Source organism: Niallia taxi (assembly GCF_004005475.1).
Lineage (GTDB): Bacteria > Bacillota > Bacilli > Bacillales > Cytobacillaceae > Niallia > Niallia taxi.
The window spans coordinates 42,643-58,948 of record NZ_RZTZ01000001.1; the positions used below are offsets into that span (position 1 = coordinate 42,643).

Consider the following 16,306-nt stretch of genomic DNA (forward strand, 5'->3'; position numbering starts at 1 on the left):
ATCACGGTAATGGACTGCTTATGAGATTATATTTAAGATTTTTGTTTATGCTTTTTATAGGCTAAGGGAGTCATCTGGATTTCCTTGCGAAATTTCTGAATAAAATAGCTCGTGCTATTAAAACCAACCCTATAGCCGACCTCGGTTATATTAGCATCCTCTTCTTGAAGTAACAGCAAGCTCTTCTGTATGCGATAATGCTCCAAATAACTAAAGGGTGACCTTTTCAAAATTCTTTTGAAATAGCGGCAGCATTCAGAGCGGCTCAATTGACCTGCAGAAGCAATATCCTCGAGGCTTACCTTTTCCTCATAGTGATGATGAATCCAATCGAGCATCCGTTTCATTTTTTCATTTTTACTCGCCTCTGTTTTGTTAAAAGCTGGCGGTATCCCATGCATCATAAAGCTTTTCCAAGCCTTAGCCAGCTGTGTACTTATATCAATTTCAAAAAAAGGCTGTTTTTCCTTTAGCAAACGGTTAATTTTTAGAATGGACTCCAGAATGATTTTCCCCCATTCCTTGTTGCCATCAATATTAACATATGGAAGGTTGCTCGCTTGTACATAAGGATACACAAAGGTGGAAAACAGCTCTTGTGACAAAACAAAAGAAGGTGCTACATTCATACATATATAGGAAGCGGCCTTTGTCTTTTCTTCTGCCATATGAAGCAGGCCGCTGTTAATAAACAGTCCGTTTCCTTCTAATAATTCCACTCCTTCCCCATTTATGTGAAATATGGCTTCCCCCTTATTCATGTATACAAATTGCAGCTCATCATGCCAATGAAGGGGTATGTGGCCTTGAATGTTTTGGTTAATAGTTGTTTCATAGCATGCAATTGGCAAAAGAACGGTAAGATGCTCTGTCAGCTCCATTAAATTCTGATCAATTGAAAAATGACCTAAAACCATACCGTCACCTCCATATTGTTATATTTTTTCATGTTATTTACGTATTTTCTAACGGATTATTGCTTTATTATAACAATATATTTATATAAAGGTGGAAGAACAATGATTAGCAATAATCGAAAAAAAGGCTTGTTTTTTGTGATTACAGGGGCAGCATTTTGGGGTGTTGGCGGTACTGTTGCCCAAAAGCTGTTCCAATCTTATGAGGTAAATGTTGATTGGCTTGTTGTTGTTAGGCTGCTTTTGTCTGGCTGCATCCTGTTGCTATTTAAGCTTTTCAGCAAAAACCGCAGGGAAATTATTAATATATGGAAGGAGCCAAGCACTGCCATCAGACTTGTTGTATTTTCTGTTTTTGGAATGCTGGCAGTTCAATATACGTATATGGCATCCATCCATCATGGCAATGCAGCAGTTGCTACCCTGCTACAGTATTTATCTCCAATCATGATTATGCTGTATTATCTTGTCACAAGAAAAATGCGTTTGACTAAGGTGGATGTGTATACGGCTATTCTAGCATTATCAGGCTGCTTCTTATTGCTCACAAACGGCACCTTATCAAAGCTCTCTGTCCCTATCCCTGCTGTCGTTTGGGGTGTTTTGTCCGGATTAGCTGCTGCCTTTTACACGTTAAGTGCAGGCTCGCTCTTAAAAAAGTTCGACTCTTTAGTTGTAGTCGGCTGGGCAATGATTATCGGCGGACTTTGCTTAAATATAGTCGAACCGATTTGGAGAACAGCACCAGCTTCCATAACTGCTGTACAGCTTATTTATTTAGTATTTGTCATCCTTTTTGGAACAATGATTGCCTTTTGGTTCTACATCAAAAGCCTTGAGACACTCATGCCAAAAGAGGCAAGCTTGTTAGGCAGCATTGAACCATTAGCAGCCTGTTTAACAACTGTTTTCTGGCTGAATATGCCTTTCGGATTATTCCAATGGCTTGGTGCAGCATGCATCATAAGTGTGGTACTGCTCCTTACGTCTAGCAAACGCCAAGCAGCTCCCTCTGCTTCTGATGACATTCCGATTTGATATAAGGAAGAAAAAAAGCTGCCGGTTGCTTCGGCAGCTTTCAAATTGCTTGTTTTTCGACAAGATACTTATAAAATTTCTTATCTACCTCCATAAGAGGAAATGCTTTCGGCAGCTCCGACATTTCAATACTAGTAAAGCTGTTTTTCTCATAAAACCGATGCGCAGCTAAAAATTGTGGAGTTGTTCCTAAAAACACTTCTTTTACAGTACGCTCCTTTGCCCAATCAAGCGCATTCTGCAACAAACGAGCTGCTGTGTTAAATCCTGAACCGCGATAATCTTTGGCAACAAACATTTTCCGTAAAGCTACTTGGCTATTGCCAATATCAAGTAAAGCAATCGTTCCTACTACCTTGTCCTCCACACGCGCAACCCAAAAGTTGCCTTTACCTCTTTGATAAAATGTTTCAATCATCATTAAGTCGGGCTGGTCTTCTTTTGTTATCGGAATATTGTATTCCGTTTGCTGGATATGTAATATCAAGTCTAATACTCCTGTTTGATATTGCTCGGAATATGCTTTTACGACTGGTTCCTTGCTCAACTTGCCACCGCCTATACAATAATATTTTGTCATTTTATCCTTTTGTTTATGGAAGGAAGCTCCCTTGTTAGATTTCTGACTTTTCAGTCTATAATAGCAAAAACATTTATTTTTTTCAAATAGAATAATTCTGTTCACATAAGGAAAATTATTTTTTGGGAGGTGATTTATATGGCAAGAATTGGTGTAGAACAAGCACTAACAAATATTTCAGAAGCTCTTCGTGAGAAAGGGCATGAAATCGTTGACCTCAAGCAGGAGTCAGATGCACAAGGCTGTGATTGCTGTGTTGTTTCAGGTATCGATTCTAATGTTATGGGAATGCAGGATACACAAATGCAAGGCTCTGTTATTGAGGCAAACGGCCTCTCTGCTGATGAAGTATGTCAGCAGGTAGAGCAACGAACAAGCAGATAAAAATGCAAGTCAGCCCGTTTTGTATGACGGGCCGGCTTTTCTCCTCTCACAAACCCCTCAAATACATTCCAGTTTTTGTATGAAGATCGTCATTTTGGACGATACCATTTACTAAAACAACATGATTGCCTATTGTTATTGGAACATGTTGTTTCCGTAAATATTGCCCTTAAGATAATGTAGTTTTTTCCATCCTGTCATATGATGAAAATATATAGTGTGAAGGGAGATGAATGAAATGATTATCTTTTTAATCGGATTAGGCATATTGATTGTAGATGTGTTTTTCTAATTCTCCCAAATCCTTAACAGGCTGATAAAAAACATAACCCTTTTAAGCAATGTTTTTCATCAGCCTGAAACATGTATCAATTTGCCTTAAAATTATATAATGGTTTAATTACTTGAACAATTTCAATTGTATCATCTGTATGCTTAACAATATCCTCCATCGGTTTATAAGCCATTGGACTTTCATCCAATGTACTTTCATTAACAGAAGTCGTCCAGACATCCTTCATTACATCCTTGAATTGCTCTAATGACACCAATTCTTTTGCTTTTGTTCTGGACATTAATCTGCCTGCACCATGTGGAGCCGATTCATTCCAATCCTTATTCCCCTTGCCAATTGCGATAATACTTCCATCTCTCATATTCATTGGAATAATCACTTTTTCATCTTTTCTGGCAGAGATTGCTCCTTTTCTGAGAATCATTTGCTCCATATCAATGTAATTATGAACGGTCGTAAAGCTTTCTGCTATGTTCCAGCGCATACGGGAAGTAATTTCCTCCACCATTGCCTTTCTGTTTAATAAAGCATAATGCTGGGCTATCTTCATATCATTCATATAATGCTCAAAGCTTTTCCCTTGAAGGTAGGCAAGATCCTTTTTAACATAAGGTCTTTTCAGAGCCTTTAATGTCTCTTCAATTTCACTTTCCCTTCCCTCTGCTTTCAATTCATCAATCAAGCCTTGCCTCTCCTGATGTAAACTCAACAGCTCATTATATGCCAAGTTTTGATAATGCTCGGCAATTTGCTTACCCAAGTTTCTAGACCCTGAATGGATGACAAGCACAATTTTGTCATCCATTTCGTTCAACTCCACAAAATGATTGCCCCCGCCTAACGTACCAACAGATGATTTGGCTCTTTTCAAGTTAAACGGTGCCACTACATTGCGAAAGTCTACTCTTTTTGAATAAGGGTGAAATTGACTACTTTCACGAGTGGAAAAACCGCTTGGAATATGCTTTCGGATTACTTCATCCAGCTGGTCAAAATTCACCTCTGTTTTATTTTTATCGATGACTGCTACTTCCATGCCACAGCCAATATCTACACCAACTAAATTCGGGACAATTTTATCTGTTATCGTCATTGTTGTCCCAATTGTGCAGCCCGCTCCAGCATGTGTATCTGGCATGACTCGTATTTTCGTACCTTTTGTAAATTCCTGATCACAAAGCTCCAGTATTTGAGCCATCGCTGTTTCTTCTACTTTATCTGTATAAACTTTCGCATAATTATATTTTCCTTGGATTTCTAACATAGTAATTCTCCTTTTTTGGATTGGAGGCAGCCATTAAAAACAGCAGTCCATTGCAGCCTTCCATATTTACACTTTACTGCCAATTCGCTCTTTCTAGTATTAAATCCTGCATTTTTTTCGAAATGTATGTAAAACCTATAAGCGGGAAAACTTTTTTGTAGAAATATGCCTTTAGGAGAAACTCATGAAAAACAATTCAAAAGCACCACTTACCTCTGCTGAAAAAGCGAATCTCTGGAATTTTTATATGGCGAACACAATGTCTCACTGTATGTTTCAGCATTTCTTAGCACATGTAGAAAACAAACAGATTAAGAAAATTATTCAAGATAGTGATTTACTTAGTCAAAGGATAATAGAGCGTGTTAAAAACTTTTTTCAAGAGGAAAACATTCCATTGCCAGCAGGTTTTTCAGAGCAGGATGTGAACCTGGCTGCACCCCGGCTGTTTTCCGATAGCTTCTACCTTTTATACATAGACTTGATGTATAAGCTAGGGTTAATCTTTTACAGCATCACATTACCAAATACAACGAGATTAGATATTCGGCTATTTATTACAGAAACAATGCATGATGCAGCTAACTATTCCAATCAAGTAACAGAGCTAATGTTAGAAACCGGCATTTATGTGCGCCCACCAAATATACCGACGCTGAACACACAAGAAATCGTGCAGCGCCAAAGCTTTTTTAATGGCTTTTTTGGTGATAAACGAACATTGACAGGTATTGAAATTTCGCAGTTATTTGCAAATATCCAGTTTAATACCATGAAAACAGTCCTCTTACTAGCATTCGGTCAGGTTGCAGAATCAAATGAAATTCGGAACTACTTTATACGAGGAAAACATATAAATATTAAACAAAATACTGTATTCTCGAATGTCTTAAAGGAAGAAGACCTCCCACTGACAATGCCAAGTCAATTTAATGTAACAACAACCAACATACCACCGTTTTCAGATAAGTTGATGCTTTTTCATATCAGCAATCTATCGTCAGCAAAACTCCGAAACTTTGGGGATTCCATTGCAGTCAGCCCTCGTCATGATTTGGGTTCCCTCTATTTCCGGCTAATGGTGGAGACTTCGAATTATGCGGAAGATGGAGGAAACCTTTTAATTGAAAATAGCTGGATGGAAAAGCCTCCACATAATGTCGATCGGAATCTGCTCGCAAAGAAAAAGAAGTAAAGATGCTGCCGGAGTTTGGCAGCTCTTTTTCTTTCAAGCTTCATACTCTTGGACATTTCCTATCTAATTTTATGAGAACGGACATAAACGCCTTTTGTCTTTTCAAAAAACAAAAATAGCTGCCTTTTACTTGGCAGCTATTACACATTCTACATTCACAGTCTAACAATACCTAATGTCTGATACTTTTTTAAGATCATCTCCACCATATTTGCCTTATCCTCCTCACAATTTATGATAAGTAGAACTTCAGCAGGAGAGCGTGCTGGTTTTTTCCGCTTGCTTTTTTTTATGGACAAATCCAAAAATATCCCGACAAGAGCTCCAGCTATCATACCGATTAATCCCCAAATTATAGGACCCAGATAAAGAACAAAACCATAAATTGTCCCTAACAGCATCATAATCATGGTTATACATGACACTAAAAATAAATTCATACCATTATTATTATAAGGGTCAATAAAACTGTATTCTGTCTGTTCGAGGAAGATAGGTTTTGCTAATATGCATTCACGCCCAATATGGTTGTTTTCGAGTTCACTTATGGCAAGCTCCAGCTTTAAAGAATGTTCAAACAAAGATATGACAGTCATTATTTTTTCTCCAATATTTTCAAAAAGTCTCTTCTATTTGCCTGATTCCAATAGTTGTTTTCTAAATAGCGCGCTTGCTCTATTTTAAATAGACTGTTAAGTGTGATTGTATGATAATAGCTGTCACATACAGCAAAACAATATAACGAAGGCAAATACAGCGCCCATTGTGGATTGAGTACAGCTATTGCTTTAACATAATCTCCGTTGCAAGTGTAGTAGAGGCTGCTTAACAGGTTTGATTGATATAATGTAATTAACAGCCAAAAACTTAAGTATAATCCTGTTGTAATATTGCGGATGATTAAATGTCCTAGACCGGGTGTGATTATGGACCAAAAAACCGGTATCCATACACTTAACTTTTGAAAATAATTGATCTCAAATAGGCTTAATTGAAAACCAGGTATGGGGGCTTTTAATCTTGCTGCAAGCTGAGAGAGTTGATTAATATCTGTTGCTAATCTATATGCATCCCATATATTGAAAATATAAACACCGATATAGATAAAAAACCATTTTATATCAAGGCATTGCTTCGCCATGTCAAAATGACCAGTACAAGAATAGACAATAGCTAAATTTAGTTTTGTTTCTGTATTAACAACAAACTCAAACAGGAATAAAAAAAATCCTTTCAGCCGTTTCCCTAACATGATATGACCTGCACCAGGCATCGCCATTCCCCACCATAATGGCATATACGGATTAATTACACGCAAATAATTACTACCGAAGGATGTTATTTTCACTTGAGGTCTTCTTAGCACATCATGCATACTACTCACCAGTTTCTCTAGATGTATATTATGTATAATTCTCCAAGAAGCTTTTTTTATTCGAGTAGCATCATTCTTTATATTTCTTCATTACAGTTTATTTCTGAATAATTTATCAGTAAAATAACTAATTAGAATACAGAAGTATATAATTATCCAGTACTAGCAAAAATAAAAATAAAAAGGCGGGAGACATTGGACGAGATGAAAAAAGAAGAAGTAATATCAGATGATTTTTTAGAAAAGCTTGTAGAGGAAATCAATGAGCTATATGGGTGGGATGAAACGGAAAGGCCTGCAGAGGAATAGCTAATGGAAAGTATAAAAGGGCCATGACAAAATGTTAGTCCTCATTCTATCATGGCAAAATACAATAGTATTAGAGCTACTACTCTAGGCATTTGGAAATAGCCCTACTATCCTAGTATAACGTTCTTTATTAAGAATGTCTCCTATTTTTTTAAATTTATTACAAATTATTTCTATCCCGTTCATTAAATGGAAGAGTAAACTGCCAGGAAACCCCATACTTATCAATAATCCATCCAAATTTTCTGCTGAAGGAATAATCTCCAAGAGCCATAAGCTCTTGGCCTCCACTAACGAATGCTTGATAATAATGGTCAATTTGCTCCTCTGTTTCACATTCAACATAAATGGAAAATGAGGGTGTAAATCCAAAGTCATGAGAAATGTTGCTGTCTATACACATGAACTCTTGGTTCTTCAATGTGAAGACAGCTTGCATGACGCTTCCTTCCTCTCCAGCTTCGTCCATCCCGTAACGGATCATATTCTTTATACTTGAGTCTTCTATTATGGTTGTATAAAAATGGATCGCTGCTTCCGCATTTCCTTGAAACATTAAAAATGGGGTTAACTTAGTCATTGGTTTGTGCCCTCCGATCATTAAAATCCTTTTTTATTAAAGAGTACATATATAGGTCGTCCATTTTTCCGCACGTAAATTCATAGCTTCTCAGCAAGCCTTCACACAAAAAACCATGCTTTTCGAGCAAGCTTTGTGACGACAAATTGGGCGGTTCAATCAGTGCTTGAATTCTTTCAAGTCGCATATGCTCAAAGCCGTATTGAACGACTGCCCTTAAAGCTTCACTTGCGAGGCCCTTGCCCCAATAATTCTTATGTAGCTCATAGCCGATTTCTGTCCGATAATGACGCTTATCCCAATTCAAAAATCCGCAGCTGCCAAGCACCTTTCCATTTTCTTTTAGCGTAATTCCCCATCTTATGCCCGTTTGCTTCATTCGAATTGACTTGTACCATGCGACTTCCTCCAGCACATCCTCCAGTGACTGAAAAGGCTCCATCCCATAATATTTCATGACATCCTCGTCAGAAAGATACTCGAGAATATCTAAGGCATCTTCATTTTGGATTTCCCTTAACAGTAACCGTTCTGTTTGCAGGACAGGAAAATCATCAGTTTGCTTGGAGTACAATTTGTCCCCCTCCATTCCTTATAGTAACACCCTATTTATGAGACTCCATAAAGATAGGCGCAACCTTACATGGCAAAACATCGATCCTTTGCCATACATTGCCTGTCACATACGGTTCTTCCTTCAGCCACTCATCAAGCGCTTCTTTTGATGGGTAGTCTACTACCATCATCGAACCAATCATTTTTTCTGTATCATCCAATAAGGCAGCACCATATAAATGATTGCCCTCTTTAAATCGTTTCTCAACAGACTTTAAATGCTCTGCCCTTGCGCGCAATCTTCTTTCCAATGCATTTTCATCTGTACCGTCATATGCTGTTACAACAAACTGCATGGTCATTTCTCCTTTTATTCAATAGTATGTATTCCTTCTATTTCTTCGACGCAAAAAACACTTTTCCTTCTGGAAAAGTGTTTTAGCTTTCAGATGTAAATGATGATTAGTTGGACAGCTCCTTCAGCTTTTTTGTTAGTTCATTAAATTTAGCATCAAGCTCAGGATACTCTTTATCTTGCGGCAGCATAAAGCTGAGTTTTCCTAAAATCTCTTGTCTTTCTGTTTCGAGCTTTAGCCTCAGCTCTTTTTTGTCATCTCTTGCAGGTGCATGACTTTGCCATTGTTTGCGAATACCTGTATCTGTTATAACAAGTTGGCTTGTTGTTGTTTTCTCAAGGAAATAGCGATCATGGGACACGATAAGCAACGTTCCTTTATATTGTGCCAACGTCTCCTCCAGCTGTTCACGAGAGGCAAGGTCAAGGTGATTGGTTGGTTCATCTAAAAGCAAGATGTCCTTATCCTCAAGGATATATGCCATTAGCTTGCATTTGACACGCTCACCCATACTCATTAACTCAATCGGTTCCCTCCATTGTGCTGCTGTGAACCCCAAATGCTTCATTAGCGTTTGAACCCTACCTCTCTCTTCAAAGGTTTCCTTATAAAAAAGCTGCTCTGGTGTGGAATCAAGGGGCAAATCAAATACCTCCTGTGATAAATAACCAATATTAGCAGCAGGTGACACCCAAATATCCCCTTTTCCAATTACACTTCCGACAATCATTTTCAACAATGTGGACTTACCGCTGCCATTTGCACCTTTCAGGGCAATTCTTTCTCCATGCTTAATCGTAAAATGTACATCCTGAAACAAGGTTCGTTCACCAAATGATTTCGACAACCCTTTCACTTCTAAAAAACGTTTGCCAACCTTATTGTTTGCTGTAATGGAGAACTGAACAGAATGCTCCTCTGTAACTGCCTCCACATTCCGCTTTGCGAGCTCCTTTTCTAAACGTTTTTGTTTTGATTTTACTTGAGCATCCATACGCTTTGCTTTAACACGATAATATTCCTTCACGCCTTCTTTTTTTGTTGACTGCGCATGGGCCTTTTGTGACCATGTATTCAACTCTTTTATTTGACCTTGAATTTGTTCAGTCATTTTTTGCTGTTTTTCATATTCTCGTTGCTGCACCAATCTCTTCTCATTACGGGCCTTCATATAGTCAGAATAATTCCCCTTATGCTCTATAAGCTTCTTATCCTCTATTGCCCAGATTTTTGTGGCAACAGCATCAAGAAAGTAGCGGTCATGGGACACTAAAATAATCGTTCCTTTATATTCCTTTATGTGTTTTTGCAGCAAATCAAGACTTTGGCTGTCAAGGTGATTCGTCGGTTCGTCTAACAACAAGAGATCCGCTTCCCTTGCAAAGCCTTGTGCAAGCCTGACCTTCAATTTTTCACCGCCGCTTAAATGTTCATAGGGCAAAACTGGCACAGACCATTTTTCAAGAAGTCTTGTTTCCTCCACTGATTTATTTGCTGAAAAATGTGTTTTTGCCTCCTGAACAACAAAGACAACATCCAAATCTCGAGTCAGCCACTGTATTTGCCCGTCAGCAGGCTTAATATCTTCTTTTAATAAATGTAATAGCGTTGATTTACCGGCACCATTATTGCCGATAATCCCTATGACATCTTCCTGCTGAACTGATGCATTTACCTTTTCAAACAGGAGCTGATCTCCCACCTCATACCTAATATTATGCAATTTCATTATTTCTTTCATATAATCAATCCCTCATTTCACAGGGAGGACAAAAAAATCCTCCCAAAATAAATTTTGGAAGGATTAGCCGGACATTTTAAGCATCATGAAATAAGCTGTTTTAAAACAGCTATATAGAAAATGGGCAGACTAATCCTATTTTAGTTTAATTTGCATTATGCATTTCAACTGAAAAAAATAAGATTAGTTATCCATCGGCCACCCATCATCCCTTCTGCTTTAGTAATATAAGTGTAGCATACCCTCTTTTTAGGATGCAATGGGCAATTCCGCAAAACAGGAAAGAGTTCTCAATTAATAACAGTATTATCAAGCTGTCGTTTATTCTTTTCCCATTCCTCCCGCAGCAACCCCATACGAATCGAATCATAGTAAACACCATTATAGAAACGGCATTTTCTTAACCGCGCTTCGAGCTGCATTCCAAGCTTTTCCCCGACCTTCATCATGCGCCTATTGCCTGACCAAGTCGTAAAGCCGACTCTTACAAGTGGAAGTGTTTGAAATAGATGGTTTATCCACAGCTTCAGGGCCTTTGTACCATACCCACCGCTCCAAAACTTAGGATCATATAGGACGATTCCCATTTCAAGCCAGTTTGATGGCTTGTGCTCCCAATAATAGCTGACAGTTCCGATAAGCTTTCCGTCTGTCTCTATCGCCCAAAAATCATCTTGATAAAGATATTTGTCTTTTTGCTTTTGAAAGTCTTCCCACGAAATTGCCTGATGCTCATAATAAGGAGCATCCCACTTTTTCCATTCCGGTCTTTCCTCTTTATATGCCATTTCCCAAAGAGGATAAAGATCGTTTTTTGTGACCTGTCTAATAAGCACGTTTGCTTCCTCATACGAAACAACATGGCTTGGAGTTTCCCCGAGCATAATTCTCTCTAAGTCTTGCACACTGTTGGCAAGAAATGTGGGACTGCACGCACTTAATTCTTCTCTTGCACCATATCCATATGTAACAGCTACTGAATCTATGCCCGTGTTATTAGCACCTATTAAATCATACTTCCTGTCACCAACCATAATAAAGTCTTGCAGCGAAAAGTCCTTGTAAAGCTCAAGTATGTATTCAATAATCTCTGTTTTTTCTGACCTTGTTCCATCCTGATTACTTCCGACAATAACATCAAAATAGGAGGAAATATTAAAATATTCTGCTATTTTTTCTGCAAATGCTGTCCATTTAGATGTAGCTATCGCAAGAATACAGCCTTGATCCTTTAATTTTTGGAGCAAGCCTGGCATTTCTGGATAAAGCAAATTTTCATACATGCCAATGTCTTTATATCTTTCTCTGTAAAAATGAATCCCCTTTTGAATTGTTTCCTCATCAAATCCATAAAAATCAGCAAAAGACACATGCAAAGGCGGGCCAATAAAGCATTCTAAATCATCCAAATCCGGCACTTGTCTATTAAGCATGCTCAATGCATATTGCACCGATTTCGTAATACCAAGCTTTGGATCTGACAGTGTCCCATCTAAATCAAACAATATGACCTTATATGAACTCATAACGGTATAATCTCCCTTTCTAGTAACCATTCATATATATATAAATCTGATTATAGTAAGAAATTCCAACAATATACCAATTTACTCTTTTCTTCTGTCAACCAGCTCTTTATAGATAAAGACTAGCATCACAAATATGGCTACTGTTAACTATTCATGAATTTCATATTTTAATACCTCTGCCACAGACGGAATTGCGGGAACGATGAAAGCTACTAATATGCTTATTAGGACTGCTGAGACAACCTTATTCCTGATAAATGACTCCTAACTTTGTTATAAGTAAATCTTTCATTCTATCATATTCTCTTTTAGTAATTTATGTAAATAAAAAGTTACAACTACTGAAATCCGAATAGTGCTTAGTTCATGAAAAGAAATACACAAAGCTGCTTCATTCGAGCAGCCTTTTGCAGAATTATCCAAATACTAAAGACGCTCTCAAATCACGAATACCATGCTCCAAATAGGCTTTTAGGCATGTGAGGGTATAGACCCAGCCTTCTTTTTGGTTGAGCAGCTTTTCCACTAACAAGGGATCGTCTTCTTTAAAACCTGATTCTTTCACCTCCAAAACTGTTTGCAAGTTATGCTCTTTAAGTGTAATGGAAACCATTGTTTCCTCGTGCTTTTCACCCCATGCGAACACGATTTTCTCCTTTTCTGCTACTTCCATTAGACGAATAGCAACTTCTGCCTGATACTCCTCGTATCTCAATAGTACTGTGTTTCCTTCTGTCCACTTTTCGGAACTGGAACTAAACCAGTAGTTACCAATCTTTTCTGGATTTATAAGCGCTACAAACACTTCCTCAGCAGGGTTGCTTATTTGCAGCTTAACCGTTACCTCTGTTAACACTTTATCGCCTCTTCCTTGTTTTTAGCTATCATATCACAGGCATAAAGCTAAACCAAACTATCCTTTTCCAGTAAATAAAAGAGAGTACATCATGTCGATGTACTCTCTTCGATTTATTAAAATAATCGTTTTCTCCGTAAGACAATCGCTGTCAGGCAGGATAAAACAACTGAAATTGCTAACGCTACAATAAAAGCATGCTTATAATCTTGAAATGGTATGTTAACATTCATTCCATAAAAGCTTGCGACTATTGTTGGAAGGGAAAGAACTATTGTAACAGATGTTAAGAATTTCATAACCATGCTGACATTATTCGAAATAATAGAAGCAAATGCGTCCATCATACCGCTTAAAATCGACGCATGTGTTTGAGCCATCTCTATCGCCTGCTGATTTTCTATAATAACATCCTCCAGCAAATCTTGATCATCCTCGTACATTTTCAAAAATCTGGTATTCATCATCTTATTCATGACAATATTATTCGATTTAAGTGATGTTGTAAAATAAACAAGACTTTTTTGTAGATGAAGAAGAGAAAACAGTTCTTTGTTTTTCATTGATTGCAGAAGCTGGTCTTCAATTGTGTCAATCTTTTTGCTGATTTGCTTAAGATATTTTAAATAAGAAGTAGACATGCTATACAGTATTTGGAAAGCAAATCTTGTTCTTTTATACGTAAAGAAATCCTTAACTTTTCCTTGTGAAAAAGCATGAAAAATCGGATTATCCTTGAGACAAATTGTCACAAAGCAATTTTTGGCAATGATAATTCCTAATGGAATTGTATCATACATTGGTTTTTTCTTATCATCAAGGGTTACAGATGGAATGTTGACGATTATTAATATATCATCGCCATCTTTTTCTATCCGTGAACGTTCCTCTTCATCCAAAGAATCCTTTAAAAATTCGATTGGAATATCAAGCTCTGCTGCAATGTACTGAATCTCCTGCTCGTTTGGAGCAACCAGATTAATCCAGCAGCCGCTCGTAATTTTATTCGTTTCCTTAAGTACTCCTTCTTCGTTAGAAAGAAAAATATTTAACATGGTAAAACCTCCTCTTATTGTGAGGAAGTCAAATGCGTTGCCATAAACAAGCTGAATTTTCACTCGTATTCAAAATTAAACGGAATGACTCCTTATTGACTTCCCCCTGTCTCGACTCGGGCTCGGGTTCACTGCAATAATGACTACTCATAAAAATTCAACTCCTTTAGTTTCTGTTTTAAACACTATTACATTGTACTTGAATTCTTTATTTTTGCAACTAAACTAGCAAACCTTTTTGAAAAATTAATAAAACTGATCTATTAGTCTAATTGTTTCTCAAATCAGCAAATCTATACTCCTCATTAACGGAACGAATTTCAGAAACCTTTTTCCTATTGTCCTATAATATTAAGATTTATTTTCTTTAATAAACGCTATATCCAAAAAGGCTATTCCTAAAGAGCAGCCTAACGGAGTCCAAATAAACTGCATGGTTTCTAAATAATCAGGTCGTATAAAGAGGTTTAACAAAAAGGAAACCAAAGTTAAGATCATAAACCATTTTATGAATATAATTGCTCTTGTCCTAATTTCTGCCTTGCCTGCTTTTTTCCAATAAAAGAAAAATAGGAGCAAAAGATAGAACACATACAGGAATAAAAATAACAGATACCCATACAAAAACATATTGGATGTATTTGCCACAAAAACTAGCGCTGTTGCTATCACAAACAATACAAATAATAGCCTATTTAACCAAACGATTTTCTTCACTAGCATTCACTCCTTAACCATTAATACGGAAAAACTTCGTATACTTTACTTACAATCTGCCAATGAAAGTTAATCTTCACCGCTCTCCTCCAGAATCCAGGGAATTTCAGTTTCAAAGTTCAGCTGAAATACAGGCTCTAAAAAGCTCTCTGGCACTTGATTATTTTCCTTTGATAAACAAAATGCAAATTTATCGAGCGTATATGTATGATCGTCCTGCCAGTTTGTCATTGTACAAGTTTCACCTGTTAGGATTCTGCCGACAACATGATAAAACCCAATATACTGGTGATTATTATCCGCTTCGGTTGGAAAATGAGAAAGCATAACCGGTTTTTCTGGCATAATGCCTAGGTTCTTAAAAAAGGAAATTTGTTCATCTTCCAAGCTTAAGACTGTTGATGCGAAATTTTGACAATAAGAGCAATCACATATCTCTATTTCCTTACGATAATATTCGGCTGTTTTCTCCACATCGACTTCCAAAAGCCAATTCTTTATTCCTATTTTTTTCAAAAGTACTACCTTCTTTCACTATTTACAAATACTAATTAACTATCGAAAACATACAACTTCCATATATAGCTGTCAACAATTTCCTTTAAAAAAAGAAATTATTGACTAAAAAACCGACCGGACGGTACAATAAACACATATACACGTTTTGGAGGAGTGGCATGATGGAATCAAAAGCAGATATGAAGCGCCATCTCATTTTAGTAACAGCAAAAAGGATTATTCATGAGCAGGGAATTACGAACCTCACCCTTGATGCTGTTGCTAAAAAGGCAAGCATTAGTAAGGGCGGTCTTCTTTATCACTATCCAAGTAAAGAAGCATTAATGAAGGGAATTGCCATTGCTATTTTTGAAGATTTGGAGAATTGTATGGCAAAATACGCAGAAAAAGATCCAATCGAAAAAGGCAAATGGACTAGAGCTATGATCGAAGTTACGAAGGATGACCTACAACATAATGCAGAACTGAACGTTGCTGTTATGGCTTCCTCCTTATTGGATGAAGCGGTGGCGGAAAGTATATCAAACAGCTACCAAACTGCGTTGACAAAGCTTGATAATGATGGCATTTCTCCTATCACAGCGTCTGTTATCCGCTTGGCCCTTGATGGTCTTTATTATTCACAAATGCTCGGTGTCGCTCCATTGAATAACACAAGGCAGCGTGCTGTTCTGGACCAGCTCATACAGATGACACGTCAGGGGGATATATAATGAATCCGTATTTATTACTGGCAATTTCCATAATTAGTGAAGTATTTGCGAGCTCCATGCTTAAGGCAACGGACGGCTTCAGGAGACTTTTGCCGACAGTTGGGGTTGCAGTCGGTTATAGTATTGCCTTTTATGCTCTTTCCTTAACATTAAAAACATTGCCGCTTGGAACTGCATATGCCATTTGGGCAGGTGTTGGTACGGCACTAACTGCATTGGCTGGAGCATTATTTTATAAAGAGAGCTTAAACAAAAAGAAAATACTTGGCCTTTTACTCGTTATTGGCGGGGTTGTCCTCTTAAATATAGGCGGGGCCCATTAAAGAAA

At 37.5% G+C, this 16,306-nt stretch carries 20 protein-coding genes and 1 pseudogene; 6 read left to right on the forward strand and 15 right to left on the reverse strand.

Annotation, left to right across the window (positions count from 1 at the left end):
* Window positions 1-32: 32 nt before the first annotated feature.
* Window positions 33-917, reverse strand: coding sequence for an AraC family transcriptional regulator (locus EM808_RS00250; protein WP_127734312.1), 885 nt, complete (start codon window positions 915-917; stop codon window positions 33-35).
* A 102-nt stretch (window positions 918-1,019) separates the two neighbouring features.
* Between EM808_RS00250 and EM808_RS00255 the strand changes: the two genes are divergently transcribed.
* Entirely contained in the window at window positions 1,020-1,955 is a 936-nt protein-coding gene (locus EM808_RS00255; protein WP_127734314.1) for a DMT family transporter, read from the forward strand.
* 40 nt (window positions 1,956-1,995) lie between these two features.
* Here EM808_RS00255 and EM808_RS00260 read toward each other — a convergent pair whose 3' ends face one another.
* Window positions 1,996-2,502 (reverse strand): GNAT family N-acetyltransferase, encoded by a 507-nt coding sequence (locus tag EM808_RS00260; RefSeq protein WP_235856535.1) that lies wholly within the window; start codon window positions 2,500-2,502, stop codon window positions 1,996-1,998.
* Window positions 2,503-2,673: 171 nt separating this feature from the next.
* Between EM808_RS00260 and EM808_RS00265 the strand changes: the two genes are divergently transcribed.
* Window positions 2,674-2,919 (forward strand): YkuS family protein, encoded by a 246-nt coding sequence (locus EM808_RS00265; protein WP_127734317.1) that lies wholly within the window; start codon window positions 2,674-2,676, stop codon window positions 2,917-2,919.
* 368 nt (window positions 2,920-3,287) lie between these two features.
* On the opposite strand, the gene EM808_RS00270 is transcribed toward EM808_RS00265, so the two are convergent.
* Window positions 3,288-4,478 (reverse strand): RtcB family protein, encoded by a 1,191-nt coding sequence (locus EM808_RS00270; protein ID WP_127734319.1) that lies wholly within the window; start codon window positions 4,476-4,478, stop codon window positions 3,288-3,290.
* A 184-nt stretch (window positions 4,479-4,662) separates the two neighbouring features.
* On the opposite strand from EM808_RS00270, the gene EM808_RS00275 reads away from it, so the two are divergent.
* Entirely contained in the window at window positions 4,663-5,673 is a 1,011-nt protein-coding gene (locus tag EM808_RS00275; RefSeq protein WP_127734321.1) for a DUF3231 family protein, read from the forward strand.
* Window positions 5,674-5,828: 155 nt separating this feature from the next.
* Here EM808_RS00275 and EM808_RS00280 read toward each other — a convergent pair whose 3' ends face one another.
* Window positions 5,829-6,269 (reverse strand): hypothetical protein, encoded by a 441-nt coding sequence (locus EM808_RS00280; RefSeq protein WP_127734323.1) that lies wholly within the window; start codon window positions 6,267-6,269, stop codon window positions 5,829-5,831.
* On the reverse strand, window positions 6,269-7,048 hold the full coding sequence (locus tag EM808_RS00285; RefSeq protein ID WP_127734325.1) for a hypothetical protein: 780 nt from the start codon (window positions 7,046-7,048) through the stop codon (window positions 6,269-6,271). The genes EM808_RS00280 and EM808_RS00285 overlap by 1 nt, the downstream gene beginning before the upstream one ends.
* 195 nt (window positions 7,049-7,243) lie before the next feature.
* Here EM808_RS00285 and EM808_RS00290 point away from each other — a divergent pair, with 195 nt between their 5' ends.
* Entirely contained in the window at window positions 7,244-7,357 is a 114-nt protein-coding gene (locus EM808_RS00290; protein WP_396898234.1) for a bacitracin ABC transporter ATP-binding protein, read from the forward strand.
* 160 nt (window positions 7,358-7,517) lie between these two features.
* On the opposite strand, the gene EM808_RS00295 is transcribed toward EM808_RS00290, so the two are convergent.
* The 10 genes and pseudogenes from EM808_RS00295 to EM808_RS00335 all read right to left on the reverse strand — a co-directional run bounded on the left by EM808_RS00295 (window position 7,518) and on the right by EM808_RS00335 (window position 15,262).
* Window positions 7,518-7,937 (reverse strand): VOC family protein, encoded by a 420-nt coding sequence (locus EM808_RS00295; RefSeq protein WP_127734327.1) that lies wholly within the window; start codon window positions 7,935-7,937, stop codon window positions 7,518-7,520.
* The gene (locus EM808_RS00300; protein WP_235856536.1) at window positions 7,930-8,511 is read right to left on the reverse strand and encodes a GNAT family N-acetyltransferase; all 582 of its coding nucleotides are present in this window, start codon (window positions 8,509-8,511) and stop codon (window positions 7,930-7,932) included. Before EM808_RS00300 ends, EM808_RS00295 begins: the two co-directional genes overlap by 8 nt.
* Window positions 8,512-8,542: 31 nt before the next feature.
* On the reverse strand, window positions 8,543-8,848 hold the full coding sequence (locus EM808_RS00305) for a YciI family protein (protein WP_127734331.1): 306 nt from the start codon (window positions 8,846-8,848) through the stop codon (window positions 8,543-8,545).
* A gap of 106 nt (window positions 8,849-8,954) precedes the next feature.
* On the reverse strand, window positions 8,955-10,589 hold the full coding sequence (gene abc-f / locus EM808_RS00310) for a ribosomal protection-like ABC-F family protein (protein WP_127734333.1): 1,635 nt from the start codon (window positions 10,587-10,589) through the stop codon (window positions 8,955-8,957).
* A gap of 290 nt (window positions 10,590-10,879) precedes the next feature.
* Window positions 10,880-11,473, reverse strand: a complete 594-nt coding sequence (locus EM808_RS28890) for a GNAT family N-acetyltransferase (protein WP_182102956.1) — start codon at window positions 11,471-11,473, stop codon at window positions 10,880-10,882.
* A gap of 21 nt (window positions 11,474-11,494) precedes the next feature.
* A pseudogene (locus EM808_RS00315) lies at window positions 11,495-12,145 on the reverse strand (HAD hydrolase-like protein); the annotation flags it as partial.
* A gap of 388 nt (window positions 12,146-12,533) precedes the next feature.
* Complete coding sequence (locus tag EM808_RS00320; RefSeq protein WP_127734335.1) at window positions 12,534-12,974, reverse strand: SRPBCC domain-containing protein; 441 nt, start codon at window positions 12,972-12,974, stop codon at window positions 12,534-12,536.
* Window positions 12,975-13,090: 116 nt separating this feature from the next.
* Window positions 13,091-14,029, reverse strand: coding sequence for a magnesium transporter CorA family protein (locus EM808_RS00325; protein ID WP_127734337.1), 939 nt, complete (start codon window positions 14,027-14,029; stop codon window positions 13,091-13,093).
* A gap of 351 nt (window positions 14,030-14,380) precedes the next feature.
* Window positions 14,381-14,746: a hypothetical protein gene (locus EM808_RS00330; protein WP_127734339.1), complete on the reverse strand. Its 366-nt coding sequence runs from the start codon at window positions 14,744-14,746 to the stop codon at window positions 14,381-14,383.
* Between the two features lie 69 nt (window positions 14,747-14,815).
* Entirely contained in the window at window positions 14,816-15,262 is a 447-nt protein-coding gene (locus tag EM808_RS00335) for a hypothetical protein (protein ID WP_127734341.1), read from the reverse strand.
* A 161-nt stretch (window positions 15,263-15,423) separates the two neighbouring features.
* Between EM808_RS00335 and EM808_RS00340 the strand changes: the two genes are divergently transcribed.
* Together EM808_RS00340 and EM808_RS00345 are read left to right on the forward strand one after the other, a co-directional pair.
* Entirely contained in the window at window positions 15,424-15,978 is a 555-nt protein-coding gene (locus tag EM808_RS00340) for a TetR/AcrR family transcriptional regulator (protein WP_235856537.1), read from the forward strand.
* Entirely contained in the window at window positions 15,978-16,301 is a 324-nt protein-coding gene (locus EM808_RS00345) for a DMT family transporter (protein WP_127734343.1), read from the forward strand. The genes EM808_RS00340 and EM808_RS00345 overlap by 1 nt, the downstream gene beginning before the upstream one ends.
* The last annotated feature ends 5 nt before the right edge of the window (window positions 16,302-16,306 follow it).

Excerpts from the sequence above, each read along its gene's own strand:
- EM808_RS00250 (WP_127734312.1), bottom strand. The coding sequence starts at position 917 with ATGGTTTTAGGTCATTTTTCAATTGATCAGAATTTAATGGAGCTGACA.
- EM808_RS00255 (WP_127734314.1), top strand. The coding sequence starts at position 1,020 with ATGATTAGCAATAATCGAAAAAAAGGCTTGTTTTTTGTGATTACAGGG.
- EM808_RS00265 (WP_127734317.1), top strand. The coding sequence starts at position 2,674 with ATGGCAAGAATTGGTGTAGAACAAGCACTAACAAATATTTCAGAAGCT.
- EM808_RS00270 (WP_127734319.1), bottom strand. The coding sequence starts at position 4,478 with ATGTTAGAAATCCAAGGAAAATATAATTATGCGAAAGTTTATACAGAT.
- EM808_RS00275 (WP_127734321.1), top strand. The coding sequence starts at position 4,663 with ATGAAAAACAATTCAAAAGCACCACTTACCTCTGCTGAAAAAGCGAAT.
- EM808_RS00280 (WP_127734323.1), bottom strand. The coding sequence starts at position 6,269 with ATGACTGTCATATCTTTGTTTGAACATTCTTTAAAGCTGGAGCTTGCC.
- EM808_RS00285 (WP_127734325.1), bottom strand. The coding sequence starts at position 7,048 with ATGCATGATGTGCTAAGAAGACCTCAAGTGAAAATAACATCCTTCGGT.
- EM808_RS00295 (WP_127734327.1), bottom strand. The coding sequence starts at position 7,937 with ATGACTAAGTTAACCCCATTTTTAATGTTTCAAGGAAATGCGGAAGCA.
- EM808_RS00305 (WP_127734331.1), bottom strand. The coding sequence starts at position 8,848 with ATGCAGTTTGTTGTAACAGCATATGACGGTACAGATGAAAATGCATTG.
- abc-f (WP_127734333.1), bottom strand. The coding sequence starts at position 10,589 with ATGAAAGAAATAATGAAATTGCATAATATTAGGTATGAGGTGGGAGAT.
- EM808_RS28890 (WP_182102956.1), bottom strand. The coding sequence starts at position 11,473 with ATGCTCGGGGAAACTCCAAGCCATGTTGTTTCGTATGAGGAAGCAAAC.
- EM808_RS00325 (WP_127734337.1), bottom strand. The coding sequence starts at position 14,029 with ATGTTAAATATTTTTCTTTCTAACGAAGAAGGAGTACTTAAGGAAACG.
- EM808_RS00340 (WP_235856537.1), top strand. The coding sequence starts at position 15,424 with ATGATGGAATCAAAAGCAGATATGAAGCGCCATCTCATTTTAGTAACA.
- EM808_RS00345 (WP_127734343.1), top strand. The coding sequence starts at position 15,978 with ATGAATCCGTATTTATTACTGGCAATTTCCATAATTAGTGAAGTATTT.